Here is a 25,359-nt window from a genome sequence, read left to right as displayed (position 1 = left end):
GAGGCGATCTGTGAAAACGGAAAGCATCAAGCAGCCGGGCGATATGGCGCCAGCATACAGCGTGGCCGAGGGGCAGACGGTAACGGCATGGGCCGTTTCCGGCCTCATCGCCAGCTATTTTCCCGGCGAGCCGGCCCCGGCCGAAGATCGCGTGAACTATCGTTTCATCAACGGTTTCGTCGATGTCGGCGACCTGCCTTGCCGCAAGGCCTTCTGGTCGACGATGGTGGGGCGGGCGCTGGCGCCCGACACGTCCTGGCCGACCGAAAGCCTCTATCTTCCCGGCTCGAACCGCCGCGTCGAGTTTACCAGCTTCTGGCATGTGCCCACACATGTCAGACGGTGGCTGAAGGGCACGTTCAGGACGGAAGCACCGTGCACGCTCCATCTCGCGCTCAAGACCTGCGGCGGCGTTCGCATCTGGGTCAACGGAGAGGAGGCGGTGCGCTTCGAGCCCTTTAAGCGCAACGTCGAAAGCGCGACTGAGATAACGCTGCCGCTCGAAGCCGGCGACAACGAGATTCTCGTCCATACCGAAGATCTTGCCGAGCGCGACACGACCTGGTTCTTCGAGCTCGAAATGCTGGATAAGGCGCCGCTCTGCGTGCTGCTGCCGGTGTCGCTTGATCAGGACGAGGTGCGCGAGCTGGAAGCCCTTTCGCGCGGCGTGCGCCCGGCCCGCGACGTCTTCGTCAACCAGCCGCTGGAGATCATCTTCGACACGGCGCCCGAGCGCGATCTGCCGGTGGAACTGAAGGTTGTCGGCCATGGCCATGAGCGGCCCGTTCTCGCCCATTCGAAACTGACCCTGCATGCCCGTCAGAGCCGTCTGACGGCGCAAGATGTCTGCGGCATTGCGGACGGTTATCACGGCATCCATATGACGATCGGCTCCGGGCCGGGTTCGGTCACCCGCGTCATCGATGCCGCCTTCATGAGCAGCCTTTCGCCATTGCCGGCCGAGGCATCGCTTTCCGCCCGCAAGCGGCAGGCGCTGGAATACAGCGCCCGTTTCGGCGCCAACCGCGCCGGGCGGCTGATCGCGATGATGGAAACCGGTCATGACGACCAGGAAACCTTCGACCGCATCGTCGACATGACGCTCGCCTCGATCGACTCGCGGGAGGATTGCTCGGACTTCATCATGGTGCCGCTCCTGTGGCTGCTCGGCGCCTATGGCGACCGGATGCCCAAGGCCACGGTCGATCGCATCCGCCGTTCCGTTCTCTCCTATCGCTACTGGGTCGACGAGCCGGGCAATGATGCGATGTGGTTCTGGAGCGAGAACCATGTGCTCTGCTTTCATACCAGCCAGTTGCTGGCCGGGCTTCTTCTGCCCGACGAGCTGTTCTCGGCCTCTGCGCGGACGGGACGGCAGCAGGCGGAACTTGCCGTCGAGCGCCTCGGGCGCTGGTTCGACAGTGTCGAGGCTCATGGTCTGGCGGAGTGGAATTCGGCCGCCTATTACCCGATCGATTTCATCGGCCTGCTTGCGCTGGAGCGCTGGGCCGAGAGTGAGATCGCCGATCGCGCCCGCGGCCAGATCGATCTCATCTTCCGCATGATCGCCCTCCATACGCTTGCCGGCGTTCCCGCCGGCTCGCAGGGCCGTGCCTACGACAAGGAACTGCGCGCCGGCCCGCTGACCGAGCTTGCGCCCTTCGCCCAGGTCGCTTTCGGCACCGGCTGGCTGAACAACGGCGTGGCGGCATTGACGATGTTCTGCGCCGGCGGCTACGAGCCGCCCGCCGAACTGACCGAGCTTGCCGTTCTTCCCAGGGGCAGAAACGTCGAGGCGCGTTACAGCCAGGGGCTGGAGAGTGGAAAACTCGTGCTGTTCAAGAACGAGGCGGCGCAGCTTTCGACGGTCGTCGATCACAAGACCGGGCAGAAAGGCCACCAGCAGCACGTCCTCGATGTCAGACTGGCCGGCCATCCGATGGCGAGGTTGTGGGTCAACCATCCCGGCGAGGACGATCCCTGGGGCAATCAAAGGCCGTCCTATTGGGCCGGCAACGGCATCCTGCCGCGCGTCGCCCAGCATCGCGACGTCGCCCTCCTGATCGAGGACACAAGCGACGCACGGCATGCGTGGACCCATGCCTATATCGGCCGCGACGGCCTGGACGATCTCATCGTCGAAGACAAGTGGCTGATCGCGCGATCGGGCCGAGGATTTGCCGCCCTCTGGGCCTCGAACGGCCTGGAATTGATCACCGACGGGCCGACCGCCGGCCGAGAGGCACGCTCCTTTGGGTCGCTTTGCGGCTGGGCGGCCATCATTGGCTGTGGCGATGGCGACGCCTTCAAGGCTTTTCTCGAACGCCTGTGCCAGACGACGGTTTCCTTCGATCCAGCGCTTCGGCATCTTGCGCTGACGCCGCCGGGCGGCCCGGCGCTCTCTCTTTCCTATGCCGACGGTCTTTTAATCGCCGGCAAGCCTCGGCCGTTCACGCATGATCAGCCGCACCCGATCCTCACCCACGACAGCGCCGCGTCCCAAGCCGGCACTGACGGGCCGTTCTACTCCTGAAACATAGGTCTCCAGCATGAACACAGCATCTGTCGATAACGCCGCTCTCCTGACGACGATCGATCGCGTGGCGACGGCTTTCAGCCGGCTCAGAGGCATCAAGGAAGGTCTCGTGACGGGAAGCGCTGCCTCCGGAATCCAGTTCGACGAATGGGACTGGGAAGTCGGTGTCGGCCTCTATGGGTTCCTCAGGCGCGCGGTTGCCACCAATGACCAGAAGGCGCTGCAGGAGCTCGTCGCCTGGTACAGCGCCCAGATCGAACGCGGTATTCCGCCGCGCCAGATCAACAGCACGGCGCCGATGCTGCCGCTCGCAATTCTCGTCCAGCATGTTGATCGCCCCGATTTCCGCGCTCTCGTCGAGGACTGGGCCGAATGGCTCGTCAAGGAATTGCCGAAGACCGAAGACGGCGGCTTTCAGCACGTCGTCAAGGAGCGTCTCAACGACGGCGAATTGTGGGACGACACGCTGTTCATGGCCTGCCTCTTCCTCGCCCAGGCGGGCGTGCTCTGCGACCGCAATGACTGGATCGACGAGGCCGTCTATCAGTTCTTGATCCACACCCGCTATCTCTCAGATCCGGTGAGCGGCCTCTGGTATCACGGCTGGACCTTCAACGGCCGGCACAATTTCGCCAATGCCTTCTGGGCGCGCGGCAATGCCTGGATCACGGTGGCGATCCCTGAACTCTTCGACATCGTGCCGAACCTCAGCGAGAAGGACCGGCGTTTCCTGTCGAACGTTCTCGTCAGCCAGGTGCGCTCGCTGAAGGCATATCAGCGGCCGGACGGCATGTTCACGACGCTTCTGGACGATCCGTCCTCGCCGTTGGAAACCTCGGCCACAGCAGGCATCGCCTATGGCATCCTGCGCGCCGTCGACGCCGGCATTCTTGCCGAAAGCGACAAGGCTTATGCCGAGCGCGCGCTTGCGGCGGTGCTGGCGCAGATCGACGAAGAAGGCGTCGTCCACGGCGTCTCGGACGGCACGCCGATGGGCCATGACCTCGATTTCTACCGCCGCATCCCGAACCTGCCCACTCCTTATGGCCAGGCGCTGACCATGCTGCTGCTGACGGAAGTCGTCATCGAGAACGGCCATCGCCAATGAGTGCTACCTCCCTTGTCGCGATTGAGGCGCTCGACAGCGACAATACCGACCGTCTGCAGGCGGCGATCGACGGCCTTTCGGCTTCCGGCGGCGGACGCCTGGAGCTCCTGGCAGGCATCCACATCTGCCAGGGGCTCCGGCTGCGCTCCGGTGTCGATCTGCATCTTTCCGCCGGCGCGATCCTGCGTCCCGTTCCCGATTATGCGGCTTACGCGCACACGAGCGTTTCGGTGATCGCGGAAAAATCGGACCGCGGCATGATCGTGGCGAGAGGTGTGCGCCGGATCAGCCTGACGGGGGAAGGGCGCATCGAAGCCGGCTGCGAAAGTTTCATCATTGGCGATGACGAGTCAGTGGGAACTTTCATCCCGGCCGAATTCCGTCCCCGCGTCGTCGTCTTCGAAGGCTGCGACGAGGTCGAGATCAGCTCTGTCACGATCAGCCGCTCGCCGATGTGGACGCTGCATTTCGTCGACTGCACCGATGTCGCGGTCCGCAACGTCACCATCGAAAACGACCGCCGCCTGCCCAATACGGATGGCATCGTCCTCGATGCCTGCCGCGGCGCCGTCATCGAGGGCTGCACGATATCGACGGCCGATGACGGCATATGCCTGAAGACGAGCATCGGTCCGCAGGCTGTTGCCATCGGCCGATGCGAGAACATTCTTGTCCGCCGCTGCTCCGTTCAGAGCCTCAGCTGCGCGCTGAAGATCGGCACGGAAACGCATGGCGACGTCACCAATGTCGTCTTCGAGGATTGCAGCGTCTCGTCCTCCAACCGGGCGCTCGGCATATTTTCGCGCGACGGCGGCCGGATCTCGAACGTGAGGTTTTCCCGGATTGCGGTAGAGTGCCGCGAAACGCTCGATGGTTTCTGGGGCTCTGGGGAGGCGCTGACCGTCAACGTCGTCGACCGCGTCGCCGAACGCACGGCGGGCGCCATCGAAAACCTCGTTGTCGAGGACATCACCGGATGCATGGAAGGGGCGATCACCGTCATTTCGACCTCATCGGCCGGCATCCGCAACGTATCGCTGGCGCGCATCGGCATCGATCAGCAGCCGGGGCAGCTCGGCACCGCTCAGTTCTATGACCTGCGGCCGACGAACGCGGATCTGGCGCCGAAGGCCGACGGCGGCGGCCGGGCCAATGCCTGGACGCGCGGCTCGGACGGGCGGGTGATCGGCCTGGAACACTATCCCGGAGGAATGCCGGCCGTCTATGTGGCTGATGTTGCCGGGATCCTGATGAACGAGGTGCGGATCAATAGGCCGACACCTCGGCCGCAAGGCTGGAACACAATCGACGTCGTCTTCGAAACGGCGGCACCTGATGGGAGCGGGACATGGCAGAACTGAAACTTTCCACCGTCAACAAGTCATATGGCTCCGTCAAAGTGCTGCATGACGTCGAACTCGATATCAAGGACGGCGAGTTCGTCGTCTTCGTCGGCCCGTCGGGATGCGGCAAGTCGACCCTTTTGCGCGTCATCGCCGGCCTTGAAGAGGTGACGTCGGGCGGAATCGCGATCGGGAGCCGCGACGTCAGTGCCCTTTCGCCGGCCGAGCGCAAGATCGCCATGGTCTTCCAATCCTACGCGCTTTATCCGCATATGAGCGTTCGCAAGAACCTCGCTTTCGGCCTTGAAAACCTGAAATTCAAGCGCGCCGAGATCGAGGCGCGGATTGCCGAGGCCGCCAGGATGCTGGCGATCGAACCCTATCTCGACCGGCGCCCGAAGCAGCTTTCCGGCGGCCAGCGCCAGCGCGTGGCGATCGGCCGGGCCATCGTCCGCGAACCGGATATTTTCCTCTTCGACGAGCCGCTGTCCAATCTCGATGCGGCGTTGCGCGTCCAGACCCGGGCCGAGATCACCAAGCTCCACCGCGAGATCAAGACGACGATGATCTATGTCACGCACGACCAGGTCGAGGCGATGACGATGGCCGACAAGATCGTCGTGCTGCGCGCTGGGCGGGTCGAGCAGGTCGGCGCACCGCTGGAACTCTTCGACCATCCGCGCAATCTCTTCGTCGCCGGCTTCCTCGGCTCGCCGCGCATGAACATCATCAAGGGCAAGGTCGCGGCCGTCACGGAAAGCGGCATCGCCATCGATGTCGCCAACGGCGGCAGGATCGTCAGCGATGTCGACCCCGCCGGCATTGCGGTGGGGCAGGAAGTTCTCGCCGGCATAAGGCCTGCCCATTTCTCCCGGTCCAGCGGACAGGGCCTGCCGTTCGTCGTGCAGTATCACGAAGGCCTGGGTACCGAGACCTATGTCTACGGCAACCTCGAGGGACAGGACGAGCAGATCATCATCCACGAGGCAGGCCATTTCGCACCTGTTCAGGGCGACCGGCTCGTGATCGATGCCGATCCGGCACGTATTCATCTGTTCGATCCCAAAAGCGAACTTGCTTTTGCCCGTCGACCAGGACCGGGGAGGCGCTGATCATGGCGGCTGGTGCATTGCTCTCCCAGGCGGGCGAAACGGCGATGAGGGTGGTCGAGGCTCCGATGAATGCGGTCGAGCGCGTCTTCGGCCGCAAGCGCATGCCCTGGCTGTTCCTGACGCCCAACCTCGTTCTGTTCGCCATCTTCACGTTCCTTCCGATCGCGATCGCGGTCGGTTACGCCTTCACCGGCGGCACCAATCTTTTCGTCTCGGAGCGGCCCTTCGTCGGCTTCGACAATTTCCGTGCCCTGCTGTCCTGCGGCAATTATCTGCAGCCGGGAACCTGCCAGGAATCGCTGTTCTGGACGGCGGTGTGGAATACGCTCTGGTTCGTGGCATTGAACGTCACCGCCACATTGCTGGTGGCGCTGATTACGGCGCTGATCCTCAATCGGGCGATTTTTGCGCGCGGCTTCTTCCGGGCGATGTTCTTCTATCCCGTGCTGCTGTCGCCCGTCGTCATCGGCCTGATCTGGAAATGGTTCCTCGATCGCAATGGGCTGTTGAACGCCTTCTTTCAGATGATTGGCGTTCCTCCTGAAATCTTCCTGTTGGATGTCGGCTGGTCGCGCTTCTTCGTCGTCGTGGTGTCGGTCTGGTTCCACATGGGCTTCTACACGCTCATTCTGCTCGCCGGCCTCCAGGCGATCCCGAAGGAGCTCTACGAGGCGGCCTCCATCGACGCCGCTTCGCCGCGCCGCACCCTTTTCAGGATCACGCTGCCGCTGCTTGCGCCGAACCTGCTCGTCGTCTTCATCCTTCTGATGATCAAGTCTGTGCAGATCTTCGACGAGGCCTGGGTTCTGACCAATGGCGGCGGTCCCGGCACGGCCAACAGCTTCATCGTCCAATATATCTACCAGATGGCCTTCAGCAGCGATCTGCGTCTCTTCGGCCTTGCCTCTGCCGCATCGGTTCTCATGGGACTGGTGCTTCTGGTCCTCACCCTCATACAGCTGCGCCTCGGCAAGCGAATGGAGTCCTGAGATGAACAGCTCTATGAACCCGATCCGCTTCATGACGCGCACGCGCCGGGCCGGACGCATCGACATCACCGATATTTTGTCATGGGTCTGGCTGATCGGCGGAACACTGGCGGTGCTCGTTCCCGTCGTCTGGGCCGGCCTCTCCTCGCTGAAGCCGGCGGCCGAAATCACCCGTTTTCCGCCGACCCTGCTGCCGCGCGCCGCCGTGGAGCAGACCGTGCCCGGCTTCGACAAACCGCTCAGCCTCTGGCAGGTCACCATCGACGGCCGCTCGCGCGAAATGGCCATGGTGCGGCGCATCGGCCTCAAGGCCCAGATGGTTGATCCTGCAAACCCGGGGCAGCCGGTCAGCGTCGACGTGAAGGGGATCACGCCGGTGCAGCACCTGACCGTCGCCACCGAGAATTACACCGATCCGCTGACGCGCTTCAACTTCTTGACCTTCCTGAAGAATTCGGTCTTCGTCACCGTGGTTGCGACGCTTCTGACGCTCATCGTCAACGCCATGGCGGCCTTTGCGCTGTCGAAATACAAATTTCGCGGCGACACGACGGTTTTCGTCATCATCATCTCGACCCTGATGATCCCGCTCGCAGTCGTCATGGTCCCGGCCTATCTCGTCATCGTCGGTGTCGGGCTTGCCGACAATCTCTGGGGTGTCATCCTGCCGACGATCGCCTCTCCGACCGCCGTCTTCCTGCTGCGGCAATATATGCTGACCATACCGGACGAGCTGATCGAGGCGGCGCGCGTCGATGCGGCGAGCGAATTCTGCATCTTCTGGCGCATCATCCTGCCGCTGACGGCGCCCGCGCTTGCGGTGCTGGCGATATTCTCGGTGCTCTGGCGCTGGAACGACTTTCTCTGGCCGCTCATCGTTCTCAACAGTCGCGAGAATTTCACGCTGCAGGTCGGCCTCAACGCCTTCCAGGGAGAGTTCTCGGTGCAGTGGCACTATATCCTGGCGATGACCTTCCTCAGCCTGCTGCCTGTCACCGTCGTCTTCCTGTTCCTGCAGAAATACATCACGACAGGCATTGCCGGAACCGGCATGAAGTAAACGAGGCTGGCGCATAACCCGAAATCGGGGGAGACGTGGAGCCAGATCTCCTCCCAAGCGAAACCGCATTCGCATCTCTGAGCGCCGGCTGAAGCGCGCCGCATCGAAGTAGATCGATGCGGCGCGCTTCAGCCGTTTGTCTTGCGCATGGCTTCCAAGCCTATTGCGCATTTTCTGAGCGAAATTTCTCGGCCAGCCTGTACGGTTTATGCGTGACTATCCGAAATGCGCAAAATTCCGAGTGCCGGCGCCAACGCTATTGTATCGTTTACACCATCTTAATTTCCGCATGCAATTTCTTGTGTCAGACGGACATAACAATAGATCCGGCCATGATGCGCCGAAAATACTCCGTAATTTTCTAAAATTATAATTATATGTTCGATTGCATCCTGGGTTTGCGGGTAATTTCATCACACTCATAAGTAATCTTGTTCGGATACTCTATAATCGCGCGATATATTTCGTCGCAATAGTACATGCTTCCGATTGGAGTTGCCAAAACGCCGGAATGTGAAGCGAGTACGATGCTTGATTTCTGTAAATATCTAACGCACGCACTGGAACAGTATCATGATTTCCCTGAAGTCTCTCAAAATAGGCCCGAAACTGCTGGGATTGACAGTTTTCACCGTCATCGTCGGGGTCAGCGTCAGTGTCTATGTTTCCACGAAGCTGCGGTCGATCGACGACACCTACAGCAGGCTCCTGGACGTGGATGCAAGCGGGACGAACAAGCTTGCGGAAATCACCGGTAATTCCGACTCGATCGGCCGCGTTCTCTTCCGCCTCATTGCCGAGCCGGATCAGGAGAGCGTCAAGAAGTCGGAAAGCGAGCTAGCGCAGGTGTTTGATGAGACCGCGGGCTTCATCGATGATGCGGCAAGCCATTATCCAGGCGAAAAGGCGCGTTTCGACGAGGTTAAATCCGATCTGCGCGGCTTGCAGGCGATAACGCCGCCCATCGTGACGGCGTCGCTGGCGAGCGACGATACCACCGCTCTGCATCTGTCAATTGGCAGCTTCAAGCCCGCAAGAATGAAGTTCGACGCCGACGTAACAGAGCTTTATGCCTGGGCAAAGGCGGAACTGAAACGGAAGAACGATGCCGCAAGCGCGTGACCAACGAGACCATCGTCACGAGCTATATCGTGCTGGTGACATCAGCGCTTGTCTCGCTGGCCATCGCGACTGCCGTCAGCCTCGGACAGATCGTGCGGCCGATCCGCCGCCTGACCGAAACGATGGGTGCCATCGCCGGCGGCAACCTCGCCCTCGATATCCCCGGAGCCGACCGCGGCGATGAAATCGGTGAAATGTCCTCCGCCGTCGAAGTCTTCCGGGCCAATGGATTGGCCGCCAAGCGACTGGAGGAAGAGGCCGCCGCCAACCGCAATATGACCGAGGAAGAGCGCCGGCAGAAGGCGGAGGCGGACCGCCTTCGTGCAGAGCAGATGGCGCAGGCGACCTCCGGTCTTGCCGACGGCTTGAAGCATCTTGCCGGCGGAAACCTCGGCTTCCAACTGACCCAGTCTTTCGCCCCGGATTTCGAAAGCCTGCGGGCCGATTTCAACGCAGCCGTCGCGCAGCTCCAGCAGACATTGCGCGCCGTCGCTCAATCGACCGGCCAGATCGACAGCGGCACGCGTGAGATCAGCATCAGCGCCCAGGATCTTGCCAAGCGCACCGAACAGCAGGCCGCTTCGCTTGAAGAGACCGCCGCCGCCCTCGACCAGATTACCGCAAATGTTTCGAACTCCTCGAAACGCGCTGACGAAGCCCGCACGGTGGCGGTGCAGGCCAATACCAGCGCCGTCCAGTCGGGCAAGGTCGTCGCGGATGCGGTCCATGCCATGCAGAAGATCGCGCAGTCCTCGAACCAGGTTTCCAATATCATCGGAGTGATCGACGAGATCGCCTTCCAGACGAACCTGCTGGCGCTGAATGCCGGCGTGGAAGCGGCGCGTGCCGGCGATGCCGGCAAGGGTTTTGCGGTCGTCGCACAGGAAGTGCGCGAGCTTGCCCAGCGCTCGGCGCAAGCCGCCAAGGAAATCAAGGACCTTATCCGCAACTCCTCGGTCGAAGTGGAGAGCGGCGTCAGGCTCGTCAGCGAAACCGGCCAGGCGCTGAAGACCATCGAAGACTATATCGTCACGGTCAACCAGCACATGGATGCGATCGCCACATCCGCGAAGGAGCAATCCCTGGGACTTTCGGAAGTCAACACCGCCGTCAACCAGATGGATCAGGTAACGCAGCAGAATGCGGCGATGGTCGAGGAAAGCAATGCGGCGAGCGCAACGCTTGCCGGCGAGGCAGGCCGCCTTCGTGATCTCATCGCCGGCTTCCAGCTCGGCGACAGCGGGTCATCCCAGGTCGCGGCGCTCCGCAGAACCGCCACGGCTATGGCGACTCCTGTGCGCAACCCCAGCGCCAGCGCCGGCCGGCCGCCGGTCGCGCGCGGCAATACGGCCCTGAAGCAGGAAGAATGGGCCGAATTCTAAGATAGATGCAATAATGCGGCGGGGAGGCTCGGCCTTCCCGCGTCGCACAGGAGCGGTTCAGGCCGATCGCCTGAGCCGTTTGATTTCCTCACCGGTCCTTCGGCTTGTCGGCCAGGCGATCGGCATTCGTTCAAGACACGGTACAGAGGTTTTCGGCCTGGGAGTTCGTTGTCACAAAACGGTTTCGAAGAGTGGGATCAAGGCTGCGCCGATGGCGCCGGGGGCATCGACGACCTCAGCCACCGCAAGGCTGGGGACGTCACGCAGGACGCCGTGCCGAGGCAGATTGTTGAATTCGGTCCGTTCCATCAGCATTCTTGCCAGCGAATGCGGAAACCCGCCGCCAAGCACGATTAAGGCCGGGTCAAAGACTGCGCAGATCGCATTGATGGCGCGATTGTGGGCCGGCGCGACGCGGTCGACCCATTCCGCAACGCCATCCCAATCCACCAAAGCCTCGTTTTTCAAGTCCTTCAGCGTCAGGTCGGAGCGGCCATTGGCATGAAGATGTTGAAGCAGGAGGCTGAGTGCGGGGCGATCGTCGTATTCCCGACGATCGAAGAGAACGGAATATTCGCCGGCATTGCCGAAACTGCCGCGGAACGGCATTCCGCCGGAAACGAGGCCGCCGCCATAGCCGTGAAGATGGGCTATATAGGCGAAATCCGCGACATCGCGGCCGACGCCGAAAATCGCTTCCGCCAAAGCGGCGGTTCTGGCCACATTGTCTACCCAGACCGGCAGGCCGAGCTGCTCTCCGAGCACGGGCGCCAGGTCGATCAACGACCAATGAGCAAGCGGCAGAGGACAGTTGAAGGCCGTGTCGAGCATGCGGTGGCCGGCGACGCCGAGACCCACACCGAGGATATCGCGCCGCTTGGCATCCCGGCGGGCAAGAAGCTCTTCGACTGCCGCTTCGATCCGCGCCATCTCCGCGGCGAGCGACGATCCGGCCTGCGGAATTTCCATGTTTTCCAACGGTTCTCCGAAACCCATCAGGCAGAGGCCGATCGAGCCGACATTGACGGAGATACCGAGCGTCAAACACCAATTTCTGCACAGGCTAAGCTCCGGACTGGGCGGTCCGGGACGTCGAGTTTCCGAGGGGGAAAAGACGATCATTCCCCGATCGTGAAGCCGCCCGACGATCCTGTGCAACGATTGCTGGGTGAGATCGAGCGGCTCGGTCAGATCGGAGCGTTCGATCCCCGGGGATTTCCAGATCAGCCGCAAAAGGTCCCGCTCATTGCGGGAGGCCACGCGCGCAGGTTGCGTATCCCGCAAAAATTGCCTCGCAACATGATTCAGAGGGACGTACTTCATTTTCGGATCGTTTTGATTTACACTGCAGGTGTGAAACCTGCCGAGGGAAAGGCCTGCTTCTACCAAACCGAGGATCGGTCCCCAATTTGTAAGTCCTGCTTACCGCATCGAAGCCGGCCAAGCCAGCCGAGAGAACGGTATTTCGTGGAGACGAGGGGACGGTGTCCGAGGGGATAGAGAGCGCTTGGATCGGCGGGCTGTGAAAAGGAGAAGAACCGAGCTGCATGGTATGGTTGAGATCTCAGAAGCCGGCGTATCCGCGCGAACGTGACTACGGCTTCACGCCAACTCATGAGGGTGGTGACTTCGAGTCGATGGTGCAAGCCTTTACGACAGGCTATGGGGTCTTTGGCGCGAAACCGCTGCACAGCGATCGAAACTTTGCCTGGGCCACCGATTTGAGAGCAAGCGGTACGCTGACGGCGGTTCATTCGGTTTTTCAGAGCTCCTTCGAAGTTCGAACGCTCGATGAAACCCCGCAACACCTGGCCTTCTATATTCCGCACTCAGGATCTCTTCGCCTAACGGTCGGGAACCGGACGGTCGAAGGGAGGGCAGGCCGTATTCTCATGGCCAACAACCACCAAGCCGGTGATCGGGTGGTTCAAGGCGATCAGCACTGTTCGGATGCTCTTTTGCTGGATTGGAAAGTCGTAAGGCGAACGCTCTTTTCTCTCCTGGAAACGCCGACTCTCGATTCGATCGATCTAGAACCCGTCGTGGACCTCGCTACAGCGTCAGGCCGGCTTATCGGCAACCTCGCGCAAACCATCGTGCAGGGCATGCGCAATGGCGGGCCGCTTCTATCCTCGCCGCTTGCCGTATCGACGATGAGCGAAACGCTCGCCGACCTCGTCATTCGATTTGGCCATCATCGTCTTTCAGGCCATTTCGAAAAGAAGAAAGTGTCGGCTGTCGCACCGTGGCATGTCCGGCGCGCCATCGACTATATGCACGCCAATATCGCCGAGCCTTTCACCATGTCGATGGTTGCGGATCAAGTCGGGATTTCACTCCGCGCGCTGCAGACGGGCTTCAAGGCCTTCCGAGGAACGTCACCTGGCGCCTATCTGCGCACAATCAGGCTGAAAGCCGTTCACGACCAATTGCGGGATCCCTTCAACCAGCAAACGCTTCGCGACATCTGCACCACGTGGGGCTTCTTTCATCCCGGCAGGTTTTCTGCGATCTATCGCAGTGCTTTCGGAGAAAGCCCGCGCGACACGCGCCTGCGGGCGGAGAACTCGCCGCGCTAAGCGCGGCGTGATCTTTCAGATGCGCGGCGGCGCAATGCTGCCGCGCAGGACGAGGTGGCACCCGAGTTCCAGACGATGGGCTGGCCGTTGCGGATCGTTGGCGATCAGCCGCTGTTCGATAAGCGCGAGTGCGGCGGCGCCGAGCCTGTCGGTGGGAACGCTGACCGTCGAAAGCGGCGGGCGGCTGAACTCGCCGGGGACGATGTCGTCGAAACCGAGGACGGAGATCGCTTCGGGCACGCGGATGTCGCGATCGGCCAATGCCTTCAGGCAGCCGAGCGCCAGATTGTCGGCGGCGCAAAAGACGGCGGTCGCGCCTTTCACCTGGGGATCGCGGTCGAGCAGCGCGTTGATGGCCGCCTCGCCGTGTCTTGGCTCATATCCCTCGGCCTCCAGAATCATATCGTTGGGCATCGGGAGCTGGGCGGCGAGATAGGCATCGGAAAAACCGTCATATCGACGCTGGATCGTCGTGCGGCCCTTCCAGGTCAGATGCAGGATGCGGCGATGCCCGAGCGCCAGCAGGTGCTCGATGCCGAGCCGTGCTCCGAAGCGGTTTTCGGGTGTCACCGTATCGACCAGCATGGCCGGATCCTCGCCATTGACGATGACAACCGGCATATCAGGGGAGGCGAGGCTGCGGATGAGTTCCGGCTGATCGTCGTTCAGGACCACGATGCCGTCGGCACGCTCGGCGAGTGCGATCTGTCTGACCTGAGCGCCGTCGATGCGCCGGCCGGTGCTGACGAAGGGCACGATTCGGATGCCGCGGCGCTCGCACTCCCTCCTGAGACCGTTGAGGATCGTCCAGCTCACCAGGTTGAGGTCGCTTTCCGGCGCGGCATCGTCGGGAATGGCGAGAAGCAGCACACGCAACGCCGCGATCGTCGCCTTCTTCCGCCGCCGGTCGAGGTAACCCAGGCGTTTGGCCGAATCCAGAACCCTCTCGCGCACCTCGATCGTCAGCGGCGCGGTTCCGTTGAGAGCGTGCGAGGCCGTGCTCAGCGACACGTCGGCATCGCGCGCGACATCCTTGAGATTGACTTTGCGTTCCACTTTTTCCGTCACGAATTGAGGCCATGCCTTCGAAGGCATCGCTAACTCAATGTTTTTACATAAAAACTTGAGAAAATCTATGCGCTTCGCGTGGTATTTTTCGTCATTCTGTGATCAATGAGACTTGGCAAGCAGGCCGTGCAGCAGCAGGTCGAAATAGGTCCGCAGGAAGGCCTCCTTGTTGGGAGCGGGCACCCGGCGATCGTCGAATATCAGCCGCAGAACCGTCGTGGTCAGGATGGGCGCGACCACGATGTCGGAGAATTCCACCGGAACCTCGCGAAACTCCTTGGACGCAACCCCTTCCAGAATGAGGGCGTCGACCTTGGCGATGATCGGCTCAATGAACTGATCGTGGTGCTGGTCGATCAGGTCGGGGAAGCGATGTCCCTCCGCAATGACGAGCCGCGTGAGCTCGCGGGTCGTGCGATCCTCGGCGATCTGTTCGTAGAGCAGCCCGAGAATGGAGGTTAGCCTGTCGGTGACGCTGCCGCTGAGGCTCTCGGTGATCCCCAGCAGTTCCTGGAACGGCACGGAGAAGTGGTTGATCATCGCTTCGAAAAGCTTTTCCTTCGTTTCGAAATAGACGTAGACCGTGCCCTTGGTGACGCCCACCCTATCGGCGATGTCTTCGACGCGCGTGCCCGCAAAACCGCATCTGACGAATTCCTCGAAGGCGGCATCGAGAATCTGGATGGGTCGCAGCGCTTTCTGTTCCGCGCGGGTGAGCTTCTTTTGAGCTGCCATTTTGCCTTGCCTCCCGTGTCGTGCGCGCCTCGTCCCTGCGGCACAAAGTTTCATTGACTAATGCGTCAGTCAATTATATAGCAGCTGCCGTTGAGAGCAAGAGGTCAACTATGAGAACCATTCTGGTCGCCACAGCGATCGTATGCGCCATCGGTCTCGGATCATGCAGCGATGCGGGCGGTCCGACGGAGCCGAGCCCGCGGCAGGTCGCCGTCGTCGTCGCCAAACCCGAGCCGCTGGTTCAGGGCGGCGCGATCACCGGAGAGGTCCGCGCCCGTGTCCAGACCGATCTGTCGTTCCGTGTCAGCGGCAAGATCATCGAACGGCTGGTGGAGGTCGGGCAGTCCGTGAAGGCGGGGCAGCTGCTGGCGCGGATCGATCCGGAAGAGCAGAAGGCCGAACTGGATGTGGCGGCTGCCAATCTCCAGTCGGCTGAGGCGCAGCAGACCCAGGCGCAGCTCGCATATGACCGGCAGCAGAGCCTGTTTCGAACGCAGGTGACGACGCGCGCGGCACTCGACCAGGCGCAGGAGGCGCTTCTGACCGCGCAGGCATCGACGAAGTCGGCGCAGGCGCTGCTGGAAACCGCACAGGATACTCTGTCCTACACGGAGCTGAAGGCGGATGCCGACGGCGTGATCACTGCCCGCAATGCCGAGGTCGGGCAGGTGGCGCAGGCGGCCCAGCTCGTCTTCACCCTTGCCCATGACGGCGACCGGGATGCCGTCTTCGAAGTGGTCGAAAGCGCATTCCTGCGCCCGATCGACGGCGACGGGACCGTGACCCTGCTGTCGGATCCCTCGCAGAAGATAACGGCGAAGGTGCGCGAGATTTCACCGACGATCGATTCTTCCACCGGAACCATCAAGGTCAAGGTCGCGATATCGAGCGACGCTCCGATCCCCCTCGGTGCTCCCGTCGTCGGCAGGTTCAATTACGTCTCGCAGAACGTCATCCAGCTTCCCTGGTCTGCGATGACCTCCAAGGCCGGCAAGCCGGCCGTCTGGATCGTCGACCCCGCATCCTCTGCCGTTTCGGCAAGGGCGGTGGATGTCGCCGGCTACGAGACCGGCAGCTTCATCGTCAAGGCGGGCGTGTCGGAAGGAGAGGTCGTGGTGACCGACGGAACCAAGTTCCTCAGGCCGGGTGAAATCGTGTCTTATGTCAAGGAAGCTTCCAAGTGAGTATTCGTCCCAAGATAGTTGCACTGATGATCGGTACGGCCCTGATCTCTTCCTGCACCAAGCAGGAGGAAAGCAAGGAGCAAGCACCCCGTCCGGTGCTGTCGACGACAGTCAAACAGACGCCCGCTACGAGCCTCAGCCTCACCGGCACGATCGAACCGATGATCGAGACCGATCTCGGCTTCCGGATTCTCGGGCGGATGATCGCCCGTAACGTCAATGTCGGAGATATCGTCAAGCGGGGCGACGTCGTTGCCGCCATCGATCCGCTGGCGCTGGAGCTTGCCGTGCGCAACGCCCAGTCGGACGTGGAAAACAGCGATGCCCAGCTCAGAAACGCGGTGACCACGGAGCAGCGCCAGCGCGCGCTGGTGGAATCGCGCTCGGGCACGGAAGCTTCGCTCGAAGAGGCCGAGCAGGCGAGACGGACGGCCGCGGCTGCCGTTGCCAAGGCGCAGGCCAACCTCGACAAGGCCAAGGAGCAGCTCGGCTACGCACAGCTTCAGGCGGAATTCGACGGCCTCGTGACGGCGACCTCGGCCGAGGTCGGCCAGGTCGTCTCGGCCGGCCAGACGGTGGTGACCATCGCCCGGCCGGACAAGCGCGACGCCGTGGTCGACGTGCCCCAGGCCGCCGCCCAGAAATTGAAAATCGGCGCGCCCTTCGACGTGACGCTGCAGCTCGATCCTTCAATCCGGACCTCGGGGATCGTGCGCGAAATCGCGCCGGAGGCGGAGACCGCCACCCGCACGAGCAGGACCAAGATCGCGCTCACCGATCCGCCTGAAGCCTTCAGGCTCGGTTCGGTCATAACCGCCTCTGCAACCATTGCCGCCGATCCCGAGATCGTCCTGCCGTCCTCGGCCATCCTTGCCGGCAGCGACGGCCCGAGCGTCTGGATCGTCGATGCGCCGGCCAAAAAGGTATCGCTGCGCCGTGTCAAGATCGACGGCGACGTGGAAGACGGCGGCACCGTCCGCGTCACCGAAGGGATCGCCCCTGGAGAAAGGGTGGTCGTGGCGGGCGTGCATAAACTTGAAGATGGCCAGGCCATCAGGATCGACCAGGAGATCAGCCAGTGAAGTCCTTCAATCTCTCCGACTGGGCGCTCGAACACCGTTCGCTCGTCTGGTACTTCATGATCGTCTTCATTCTCGCCGGCACCTTCTCTTATCTGAACCTCGGCCGCGAGGAAGACCCGAACTTCACGATCAAGACGATGGTGATCACAGCCCAGTGGCCCGGCGCCTCCGCTGAAGAGGTGACGCGGCAGGTGACCGACAGGATCGAGAAGAAGCTCCAGGAACTGGAATCGCTCGATTACACCAAGAGCGAGACCGTTGCCGGCCAGACGACCGTCTTCGTCGAGCTGCTGCCGACGACCAAGGCCAGGGATGTCGCGCCGACCTGGCTGCGCATCCGCAATATGATCGCCGACATCAAGGGCGATTTCCCGAGTGGAGTCGTCGGTCCCTTCTTCAACGACCGCTTCGGCGACGTGTTCGGCAATATCTACGCCTTCACCAGCGACGGGCTGACCCAGCGGCAGCTTCGCGATCTCGTCGAAAACGCCCGCTCCGAGGTTCTGACCGTGCCCAATGTCGGCAAGGTCGATGTGATCGGCGCCCAGGACGAGGCGATCTATCTCGAATTCTCCACACGCCAGATCGCAGCTCTCGGCATCGACCAGCAGTCGGTAATCCAGACCCTGCAGGCGCAGAATGCCGTCACCCAATCCGGCTTCGTCGATGCCGGGCCGGAGCGCATCGCCTTGCGGGTGAGCGGACAATTCACCTCCGAGGATAGCCTCCGGGCAATCAACCTTCGCATCAACGATCGCTTCTTCCCCCTGACCGACGTCGCGACGATCAAGCGTGGCTACGTCGATCCACCCTCGTCGCTGTTCCGATTCAAGGGCCAGCCCGCGATCGGGCTTGCCATTGGCATGAAGCAGGGCGCCAATCTCCTGGAATTCGGCGAGGGGCTCGACGCCCGGATGAAACAGGTCGTTTCCGATCTTCCGATCGGCGTGGACGTCCACCGCGTCTCCGACCAGCCTGCTGTCGTCGACGAAGCGGTGTCCGGCTTTACCCGCGCGCTCTTCGAAGCCATCGTCATCGTGCTTGTCATCAGCTTCATCAGCCTCGGTCTTCGCGCCGGCATGGTGGTGGCGATCTCCATTCCTCTCGTGCTCGCCATCACTTTCGTGGTGATGGAATATTCCGGCATTTCGCTTCAGCGCATTTCGCTCGGCGCGCTCATCATCGCGCTCGGGCTGCTGGTGGACGATGCGATGATCGCCGTCGAGATGATGGTGGCCCGCCTGGAGGCGGGCGACGATCTGAGAAAGGCCGCCACCCACGTCTATACGTCGACGGCCTTTCCGATGCTGACGGGAACGCTCGTCACCGTCGCAGGCTTCATCCCGGTCGGTCTCAACAGCAGCGCCGCCGGTGAATTCACCTTCACGCTTTTCGTGGTCATCGCGGTTTCGCTGGTGGTTTCCTGGATTGTCGCGGTGCTTTTCACGCCGCTTCTCGGCGTCACCATTCTGCCGAAGACGATGAAGTCGCATCACGAGAAGAAGGGCCGCTTCGCCGCCGTCTTTTCCTGGCTTCTGGGGCTGGCGATGCGCTGGCGCTGGGTCACCATCGTGCTGACGATCGGCGTTTTCGCTCTTTCGGTCGGCGGCATGGGGCTGGTGCAGCAGCAGTTCTTCCCCAATTCGGACAGAACCGAGCTCGTCATCGACTGGAACCTGCCACACAACAGCTCGATCGCCGAAACCAACAGGCAGATGGCCAGGTTCGAAAAGGAGATGCTGGCCGACAACAAGGATATCGATCACTGGACGACCTATGTCGGCCAGGGCGCGCCGCGCTTCATCCTGTCCTTCGACGTGCAGACGCCCGATGTCACCTTCGGACAGACGATCATCGTCACGAAGGGGCTCGACGTGCGCGACAAGGTGCGGGCGGAGCTGCAGGACTATCTGACGAAGACCTTCCCCGGCACCGACGCCTTCGTGAAGCTTCTCGATATCGGCCCGCCGGTGGGCAAGCCGGTCCAGTACCGGATCAGCGGCCCCGATATTCAAAAGGTTCGCGACATCTCGCAGCAATTTGCCGGCGTCGTCGGTTCGCATCCGCTGCTGTCGAACATGGTCCTGGACTGGAACGAGCCGTCTCGCGTCGTGAAGGTCGATGTCCTGCAGGACAAGGCGCGCCAGCTCGGCGTCTCCTCCGAGGATATCGCAACCGCCCTCAACGGCATCGTCGAAGGTTCGACGGCGACGCAGATCCGCGACGACATCTACCTGGTCAATGTCATCGGCCGGGCCAAGGCATCCGAGCGCGATTCCATTCAGACGCTGCAGAATCTGCAGCTCTCCACCTCCAACGGCAAGGTCGTGCCTCTCTCGGCCGTGGCGAATTTCCGCTACGAGCTCGAGCAGCCGACGATCTGGCGTCGCGACCGGCAGCCCACCATCACGCTCAAGGCAGCCGTCCTCGGTTCGACGCAGCCGGCCACGATCGTCGACCAGCTGAAGCCGAAGGTGGAAGAGTTCCAGAAAACCCTGCCTGTCGGATACAAGGTGGAAATCGGCGGCGCGGTCGAATCCAGCGCCGAGGCGCAGGGGCCGATTGCCGCTGTCGCTCCGCTGATGCTCTTTACGATGGCGACGATCCTGATGATCCAGCTGCAGAGCTTCAGCCGCCTGTTCCTGGTGTTTGCGGTTGCGCCGACGGCCCTGATCGGCGTGGTCGCAGCACTCCTGCTGAGCAATGCGCCCATGGGCTTCGTCGCGATCCTCGGCATACTGGCGCTGATCGGCATCCTGATCCGCAACTCCGTCATCCTGGTCGTGCAGATCGAGCATCTGCGTAGCGAAGGAATGGCGGCGTGGCAGGCGGTCATCGAGGCGACCGAACACCGTATGCGGCCGATCATGCTGACGGCTGCGGCCGCCACGCTCGCGCTGATCCCGATCTCGCGCGAGATCTTCTGGGGGCCGATGGCCTACGCCATGATGGGCGGCATCGTCGTCGGCACCGCGCTCACCCTGCTGTTCCTGCCCGCGCTCTATGTCGCGTGGTTCCGGATCCCGCGGGATGAAAATGTCAAGGCCGATGCCGTGGCAGAGGCATGAGGGCATGCTTCGACGGCTATCGCCTATGGCCGCGCGGCGGCCGCTGCAACACGGCCGTGACAAAATGGTGGGATGGTGAAGGCGATGCCATCCCACGCCGGAGTGGGAACGACATGCCGGATGAGGAGAGGGGCAGAGCCATGCGGCCCGAGAGTTTTTGGTTTCCGGGGAGCGGATCGATGACGGAACGACATTCTCCGGAGCTGCCAACGGCAGCTCCGCGATGGCGACCAACGGCAGGGCTTCAAGGGCTCATGAAGACAGTCCCAGCCATCATCGTTGCGATCGGCCTTGCGACGCTTGCCGGCTGCGCCACGAGACCATCGCCTGAGGTCTTGAAGCCCGTTCATCTGAGTGAAACGGTTCATTCCGAGACGGCGCCGGACAGGGTGAGCGTGCTGGCTGTGACCAACAGAACCGCCGACAGCGTGCGGGGCGGGTTCGGCAGTGTATGGGCCGAGAACCCAACCTACGAGCAGTACGAGTTTTCGGTTCCTCCCGGCAGGAAGGACACGGCCATCACCTACCCCAGCGCGAAGCCGGATCCGGAACGGCAGTTTGCCGTCATCGGACGCAAGCCCTTGCCCAAAGACGCTTTCGTGCAGGAGGCACTCGCCTTCATGCAGCCCGACGGCACCATCGGCGTCTTCGTGCATGGTTACAATTACAGTTACCAGGAGGCGCTCTATCGCACCGCGCAGATCGCCGCGGACGCCAAAATACCGGGCGCGCCGATCCTGTTTTCCTGGCCTTCGGCCGCAGCCGTCGCCGGCTATGTCGGCGATCGTGATGCAGCACTCTCCTCGCGCAGCGATCTCGATTCCCTCGTCACATCGCTCTCGGCGTCCGGCAAGGTGAAACGCATCATTCTTTTCGGCCACAGCATGGGCGGGTTCCTTGTCATGGAAACGGTGCGCCAGCTCAAGCTGCAGCATCGCGATGACGTCATCGCCAAACTGGCGGTGATCCTGGCCGCTCCCGACATCGACGTCGATGTTTTCCGTTCCCAGCTGAAGGATATCGGGCGGATGCCGATCCCGATATCCCTTCTTGTTTCGAAGGACGACCGGGCGCTGGTCGCCTCGAGCTTCATCGCCGGCGAGCGGGCGCGCGTCGGGCGCCTCGATATCGACGATCCCGTCATCGAGGAGGCTGCTTTGAGGGAAAGGCTGCGGGTCATCGACATCACCTCGATCCAGGCATCCGATGGGCTCGGACACGACCGCTACGCATCGCTCGCCAAGTTCGGCGCGCAGCTTGCCTCCCTCGAAAGCGGCCGGCGTTCGAGCGCCGGCGACGTCGGCGCCTATGTCTTCGATGCCGCCGGCGCCGCGGTCGCTAGTCCGTTTCGGCTGGCCGGGCGTGTGGTCGGCGCGCAATGACCCGAACGCCTTGGGAGCACTCTGTACATGCGGCCGCCAGCATTGTGTACAATGTGACTATTAAATTGTCAGATGCCTAAATGAAGCGCAGACTTCCGCCCGTGGTCGAGTCGGCCTCAGGGGATATGGGAGGGCATTCATGAGCATTCGAAATCCGTCTCCCTCGTTATACAACGAGGATCTTGCACCCGCCGAGGAGCGTAAATGGGGTGCATTCAGTATCTTTAACGTCTGGACGTCCGATGTTCACAGCCTGTGGGGCTATTATCTGGCGGCGAGCCTGTTCCTGCTGTGCGGCAGCTTCGTGAACTTCGTCATCGCCATCGGCATCGGCTCTCTGGTCATCTTCCTGCTGATGAGCCTGGTCGGCAATGCCGGCGTGCGCACCGGCGTACCCTTTCCGGTTCTGGCGCGCGCCTCCTTCGGCACGTTCGGCGCCAACGTTCCGGCACTGGTCCGAGCGGTGGTCGCCTGCTTCTGGTACGGCGCGCAGACCGCCGCCGCATCCGGGGCCATCGTCGCCTTGCTGATCAGGAACGAGAGCCTGCTTGCCTTTCATCAGAACAGCCACATGCTCGGCCACTCGACCCTCGAACTCATCTGCTACGTCATCGTCTGGGCGCTGCAGCTGCTGATCATTCAGCGGGGGATGGAAACGGTTCGCCGGTTCCAGGATTGGGCCGGTCCGGCCGTCTGGATCATGATGCTGATTCTGGCCGTCTATCTGGTCGTCAAGTCAGGTACCTTCTCCTTCGGTTCTGAAATCCCGCGCGACGTGCTGATCGAAAAGACCAAGGATGCCGGCGTGCCGGGGGAACCCGGATCGATCGCAGCACTTGCCGCGGTGGCCGCCACCTGGATCACCTATTTCGCGGCGCTTTACCTGAACTTCTGCGACTTCTCGCGTTACGCAACGAGCGAAAAGGCGCTGCGGAAAGGCAATCTCTGGGGCCTGCCGATCAACCTCCTGGCCTTCTGCCTCGTCGCAGGCGTCACCACTACGGCCGCCTTCACTGTATACGGCGAGGTGCTGCTGCATCCGGAAATGATATCGGCGAAATTCGAAAGCTGGTTCCTGGCGCTGCTTGCGGCACTGACATTCGCGATCGCAACGCTCGGCATCAACGTCGTGGCGAACTTCGTCTCGCCGGCCTTCGATTTTGCCAATGTCTTCCCGCGCCAGATCAACTTCAAACGCGGCGGATATATCGCCGCATTGATCGCTCTGGTGCTTTATCCCTTCGCGCCCTGGGAGACGGGTGCGGCGCATTTCGTCAACTTCATCGGTTCGACGATGGGGCCGATCTTCGGCATCATGATGGTGGACTACTACCTCATCCGGAAGAGCCAGCTGAACGTCGAGGCGCTCTACCACGAGAATGGTGAGTTCCGCTTCCAGAACGGATGGCACGGCAATGCCTTCATCGCATTTGCGGTCGGCGCGCTGTTCTCCTCGATCCTGCCGACCTTCACCAGCATCCTGCCGGATTGGTGGGGCACCTATGGCTGGTTCTTCGGCGTCGCCATCGGCGGGGCGATCTATTTCGTATTGAGAATGGGCGCGCGGCGCAATCCAGCCTTCGCGTCATGACCAAATGAAAAGGCGCCCGGCAATCGCCGGGCGCCTTTCATGGCGGGTTTCCCGCTGACGCCTGGTTCAGCGGCGCGCGGCGACGGCATGCACCGCTGAACGGGCTGCAGGTTGCGCCATCGATCTCGCCGTCGAGCGAAGGGCTGATGACTGGCTGGAAGCCGCGTCGTCAAGCCTGAACTGGGCGATGAGTTCGCGAAGCTTCTGGGCTTGCTGTGCGAGTGAATCGGATGCCGCGGTCGACTGTTGCACCATGGTTGCGTTCTGTTGCGTGGTCTGGTCCATTCGGTTGACCGCGACATTGACTTCGCTGAGGCCTATGGACTGCTCTTTCGCAGAGGTGGCGATTGAATCCATATGGTGATTGATCTGAGTGATGAAGCCGCCGATGGTCTTCAGGGCCTGGCCGGTGTCGCGCACCAGCTTGACGCCGCTTTCCACCTCTTTGGAGGAGTTCTGGATCAGGCCCTTGATTTCCTTGGCGGCACTTGCCGAGCGCTGGGCGAGTTCACGCACTTCCTGGGCGACGACCGCGAAGCCCTTGCCGGCCTCGCCGGCTCTTGCCGCTTCCACGCCGGCATTGAGCGCGAGAAGGTTGGTCTGGAAAGCGATCTCGTCGATGACGCTGATGATGTTGGAAATCTGCTGCGACGAGGTCTCGATGCGCTCCATCGCCTCTTCGGCGTGGGAAACGACTTCCGCGGAGATGCCGGCGCTGCGATTTGCCTCGGTGGCGACCGTACGCGTTTCCTCGGTTCGCTTGCTGGAGTTCGACACGTTCGCGGTGATCTCTTCCAGTGCGGCCGCCGTCTCTTCCAGCGAGGCCGCCTGCTGCTCCGTGCGCTTTGAAAGATCGCTCGCCCCGGAGGAGATTTCCCGCGTGCCTTCGTCGATCGTGCCGATGCTTTCGGAAATTGCTCTCAGCGTTGCACCGAGCTGGGTGACGGACTGATTGAAATCATGGCGCAGCGCCTCGAAATCGGGGGCGAAAGCCTCGTTGAGCTGGAAGGCGAGGTCGCCTGCGGCGAGCCGTTTCAAGCCGGCGGCAAGACCCGAAGTGGCGATGCGCAACCGCTCCGATGCGTCGGCTTCCGCCTGCTTCTGAGCGGCAACGCGATCGGCCTCCGCCCTGTTGCGGTTTTCCTCGGCTTCGATGGCCATCCGCTTGTTGGTGATCGCGGCTTCGCGGAAGATCTCGACTGCGCCTGCCATCGATCCGATTTCGTCAGCCCGGTTGGCAAACGGAATCTCCGAACCGGTGTCTCCGTCGGCCAGCCGCCGCATCGAAGCGGTGATGCCGGTGATCGGATTGGCGATGCCCGTCAGCACGAAGGCGACGGAGCCGAGAACGAGCAAGCCTGCAACGCTGATGGCGACGAGCAGATAGAATTCTATGGAGTCGAAGGTTTCCTTGCTAAGGGCGGCGGCCTTGTTGCTGCCGCTGACATCCAATTCGACCAGCGTCGTCGTGGCTTCCTTGAGCTTATCCGAATAGGAGCGCATCTCGCCGCCCAGATACTGCCCGGCTTCTTCGGTCTTGTTGGCGCGGGACAGCGCGAGCAGCTGCGAGCTGCTGGCGATGTAGCCTCCAACGCTCTCCTTGATCGTCTTGATCAGTTCGCGCTCGTGGTCTGATGACGCAAGCGGAAGATAGGCGTCCACCGATTTGCCAATTGTATCCTCGGCGACTTTGATGGCCTCTTCGCGCGTTTTCTTTTCCGCCTCCGACTGCGCGATGATGTGATCACGATAGGCGAGACGCAAATTCGTCATGGCGAGATTGATCGCCTGCGAGGCCTGCACGCTCGGCAGCCAGTGGGTCGCAATCTCTTCGGTCGAGCCGTTCGTCTTTCGAAGGCCGTCGACCGCGAGATAGGCGACGAGACCGAAAAGAATGGCTATGCCACTGAAAATCAACAGCAAACTGGATTTGATGTTTGGACGACGCATTGAAAGTCCTCGATCGAACTTCCGGCTTCAGACCGGACGGGATGAGGCGTTTTCTAACAAAAAAAATT

17 protein-coding genes and 1 pseudogene are annotated in these 25,359 nt (G+C 61.9%); 14 read left to right on the top strand and 4 right to left on the bottom strand.

Annotation, left to right across the window (positions count from 1 at the left end):
* The first annotated feature begins 10 nt into the window (after positions 1 to 10).
* From CO667_RS12625 to CO667_RS12590, 8 genes and pseudogenes are all read left to right on the top strand, one after another.
* The gene (locus tag CO667_RS12625; RefSeq protein WP_097618693.1) at positions 11 to 2,533 is read left to right on the top strand and encodes a hypothetical protein; all 2,523 of its coding nucleotides are present in this window, start codon (positions 11 to 13) and stop codon (positions 2,531 to 2,533) included.
* 16 nt (positions 2,534 to 2,549) lie between these two features.
* Positions 2,550 to 3,644, top strand: a complete 1,095-nt coding sequence (locus tag CO667_RS12620; RefSeq protein WP_097618692.1) for a glycoside hydrolase family 88 protein — start codon at positions 2,550 to 2,552, stop codon at positions 3,642 to 3,644.
* Positions 3,641 to 5,005 carry a glycoside hydrolase family 28 protein gene (locus CO667_RS12615; RefSeq protein ID WP_097618691.1) on the top strand — a complete coding sequence of 455 codons (1,365 nt, stop codon included), beginning with the start codon at positions 3,641 to 3,643 and terminating at the stop codon, positions 5,003 to 5,005. Before CO667_RS12620 ends, CO667_RS12615 begins: the two co-directional genes overlap by 4 nt.
* Positions 4,993 to 6,099: a sn-glycerol-3-phosphate ABC transporter ATP-binding protein UgpC gene (gene ugpC, locus CO667_RS12610; protein ID WP_097618690.1), complete on the top strand. Its 1,107-nt coding sequence runs from the start codon at positions 4,993 to 4,995 to the stop codon at positions 6,097 to 6,099. The genes CO667_RS12615 and ugpC overlap by 13 nt, the downstream gene beginning before the upstream one ends.
* A 2-nt stretch (positions 6,100 to 6,101) precedes the next feature.
* Entirely contained in the window at positions 6,102 to 7,088 is a 987-nt protein-coding gene (locus CO667_RS12605; RefSeq protein ID WP_097618689.1) for a sugar ABC transporter permease, read from the top strand.
* A gap of 13 nt (positions 7,089 to 7,101) precedes the next feature.
* Positions 7,102 to 8,148, top strand: coding sequence for a carbohydrate ABC transporter permease (locus CO667_RS12600; RefSeq protein WP_179874132.1), 1,047 nt, complete (start codon positions 7,102 to 7,104; stop codon positions 8,146 to 8,148).
* A gap of 573 nt (positions 8,149 to 8,721) precedes the next feature.
* A complete protein-coding gene (locus CO667_RS35860; RefSeq protein WP_097618687.1) occupies positions 8,722 to 9,270 on the top strand; it encodes an MCP four helix bundle domain-containing protein in 549 nt (182 codons plus the stop codon).
* An 89-nt stretch (positions 9,271 to 9,359) separates the two neighbouring features.
* Positions 9,360 to 10,652 (top strand): annotated as a pseudogene (locus CO667_RS12590) (methyl-accepting chemotaxis protein); the annotation flags it as partial.
* Positions 10,653 to 10,823: 171 nt separating this feature from the next.
* Here the strand turns inward: CO667_RS12590 and CO667_RS12585 are convergent.
* Positions 10,824 to 11,975, bottom strand: a complete 1,152-nt coding sequence (locus CO667_RS12585; RefSeq protein WP_097618685.1) for an ROK family transcriptional regulator — start codon at positions 11,973 to 11,975, stop codon at positions 10,824 to 10,826.
* Positions 11,976 to 12,199: 224 nt separating this feature from the next.
* Here CO667_RS12585 and CO667_RS12580 point away from each other — a divergent pair, with 224 nt between their 5' ends.
* Positions 12,200 to 13,231, top strand: coding sequence for an AraC family transcriptional regulator (locus CO667_RS12580; protein ID WP_097618684.1), 1,032 nt, complete (start codon positions 12,200 to 12,202; stop codon positions 13,229 to 13,231).
* Between the two features lie 15 nt (positions 13,232 to 13,246).
* Here CO667_RS12580 and CO667_RS12575 read toward each other — a convergent pair whose 3' ends face one another.
* Together CO667_RS12575 and CO667_RS12570 are read right to left on the bottom strand one after the other, a co-directional pair.
* Entirely contained in the window at positions 13,247 to 14,326 is a 1,080-nt protein-coding gene (locus tag CO667_RS12575) for a LacI family DNA-binding transcriptional regulator (protein ID WP_179874127.1), read from the bottom strand.
* Between the two features lie 75 nt (positions 14,327 to 14,401).
* Positions 14,402 to 15,034 carry a TetR/AcrR family transcriptional regulator gene (locus CO667_RS12570; protein WP_097618683.1) on the bottom strand — a complete coding sequence of 211 codons (633 nt, stop codon included), beginning with the start codon at positions 15,032 to 15,034 and terminating at the stop codon, positions 14,402 to 14,404.
* A 110-nt stretch (positions 15,035 to 15,144) separates the two neighbouring features.
* Here CO667_RS12570 and CO667_RS12565 point away from each other — a divergent pair, with 110 nt between their 5' ends.
* From CO667_RS12565 to CO667_RS12545, 5 genes are all read left to right on the top strand, one after another.
* Positions 15,145 to 16,218 (top strand): efflux RND transporter periplasmic adaptor subunit, encoded by a 1,074-nt coding sequence (locus CO667_RS12565; protein WP_097618682.1) that lies wholly within the window; start codon positions 15,145 to 15,147, stop codon positions 16,216 to 16,218.
* Complete coding sequence (locus tag CO667_RS12560; protein ID WP_097618681.1) at positions 16,215 to 17,300, top strand: efflux RND transporter periplasmic adaptor subunit; 1,086 nt, start codon at positions 16,215 to 16,217, stop codon at positions 17,298 to 17,300. The genes CO667_RS12565 and CO667_RS12560 overlap by 4 nt, the downstream gene beginning before the upstream one ends.
* Positions 17,297 to 20,368 carry an efflux RND transporter permease subunit gene (locus tag CO667_RS12555; protein WP_097618680.1) on the top strand — a complete coding sequence of 1,024 codons (3,072 nt, stop codon included), beginning with the start codon at positions 17,297 to 17,299 and terminating at the stop codon, positions 20,366 to 20,368. The genes CO667_RS12560 and CO667_RS12555 overlap by 4 nt, the downstream gene beginning before the upstream one ends.
* Positions 20,369 to 20,622: 254 nt before the next feature.
* Entirely contained in the window at positions 20,623 to 21,750 is a 1,128-nt protein-coding gene (locus CO667_RS12550; RefSeq protein WP_245433130.1) for an alpha/beta fold hydrolase, read from the top strand.
* A 139-nt stretch (positions 21,751 to 21,889) separates the two neighbouring features.
* Entirely contained in the window at positions 21,890 to 23,341 is a 1,452-nt protein-coding gene (locus tag CO667_RS12545) for an NCS1 family nucleobase:cation symporter-1 (RefSeq protein WP_097618678.1), read from the top strand.
* A gap of 66 nt (positions 23,342 to 23,407) precedes the next feature.
* On the opposite strand, the gene CO667_RS12540 is transcribed toward CO667_RS12545, so the two are convergent.
* Positions 23,408 to 25,291 (bottom strand): HAMP domain-containing methyl-accepting chemotaxis protein, encoded by a 1,884-nt coding sequence (locus CO667_RS12540; RefSeq protein ID WP_097618677.1) that lies wholly within the window; start codon positions 25,289 to 25,291, stop codon positions 23,408 to 23,410.
* Between the last annotated feature and the right edge of the window lie 68 nt (positions 25,292 to 25,359).

The sequence above is a fragment of the Rhizobium sp. L43 genome (genome assembly GCF_002531725.1).
Lineage (GTDB): Bacteria > Pseudomonadota > Alphaproteobacteria > Rhizobiales > Rhizobiaceae > Rhizobium.
This window is presented reverse-complemented; position numbering and strand designations above follow the sequence as displayed.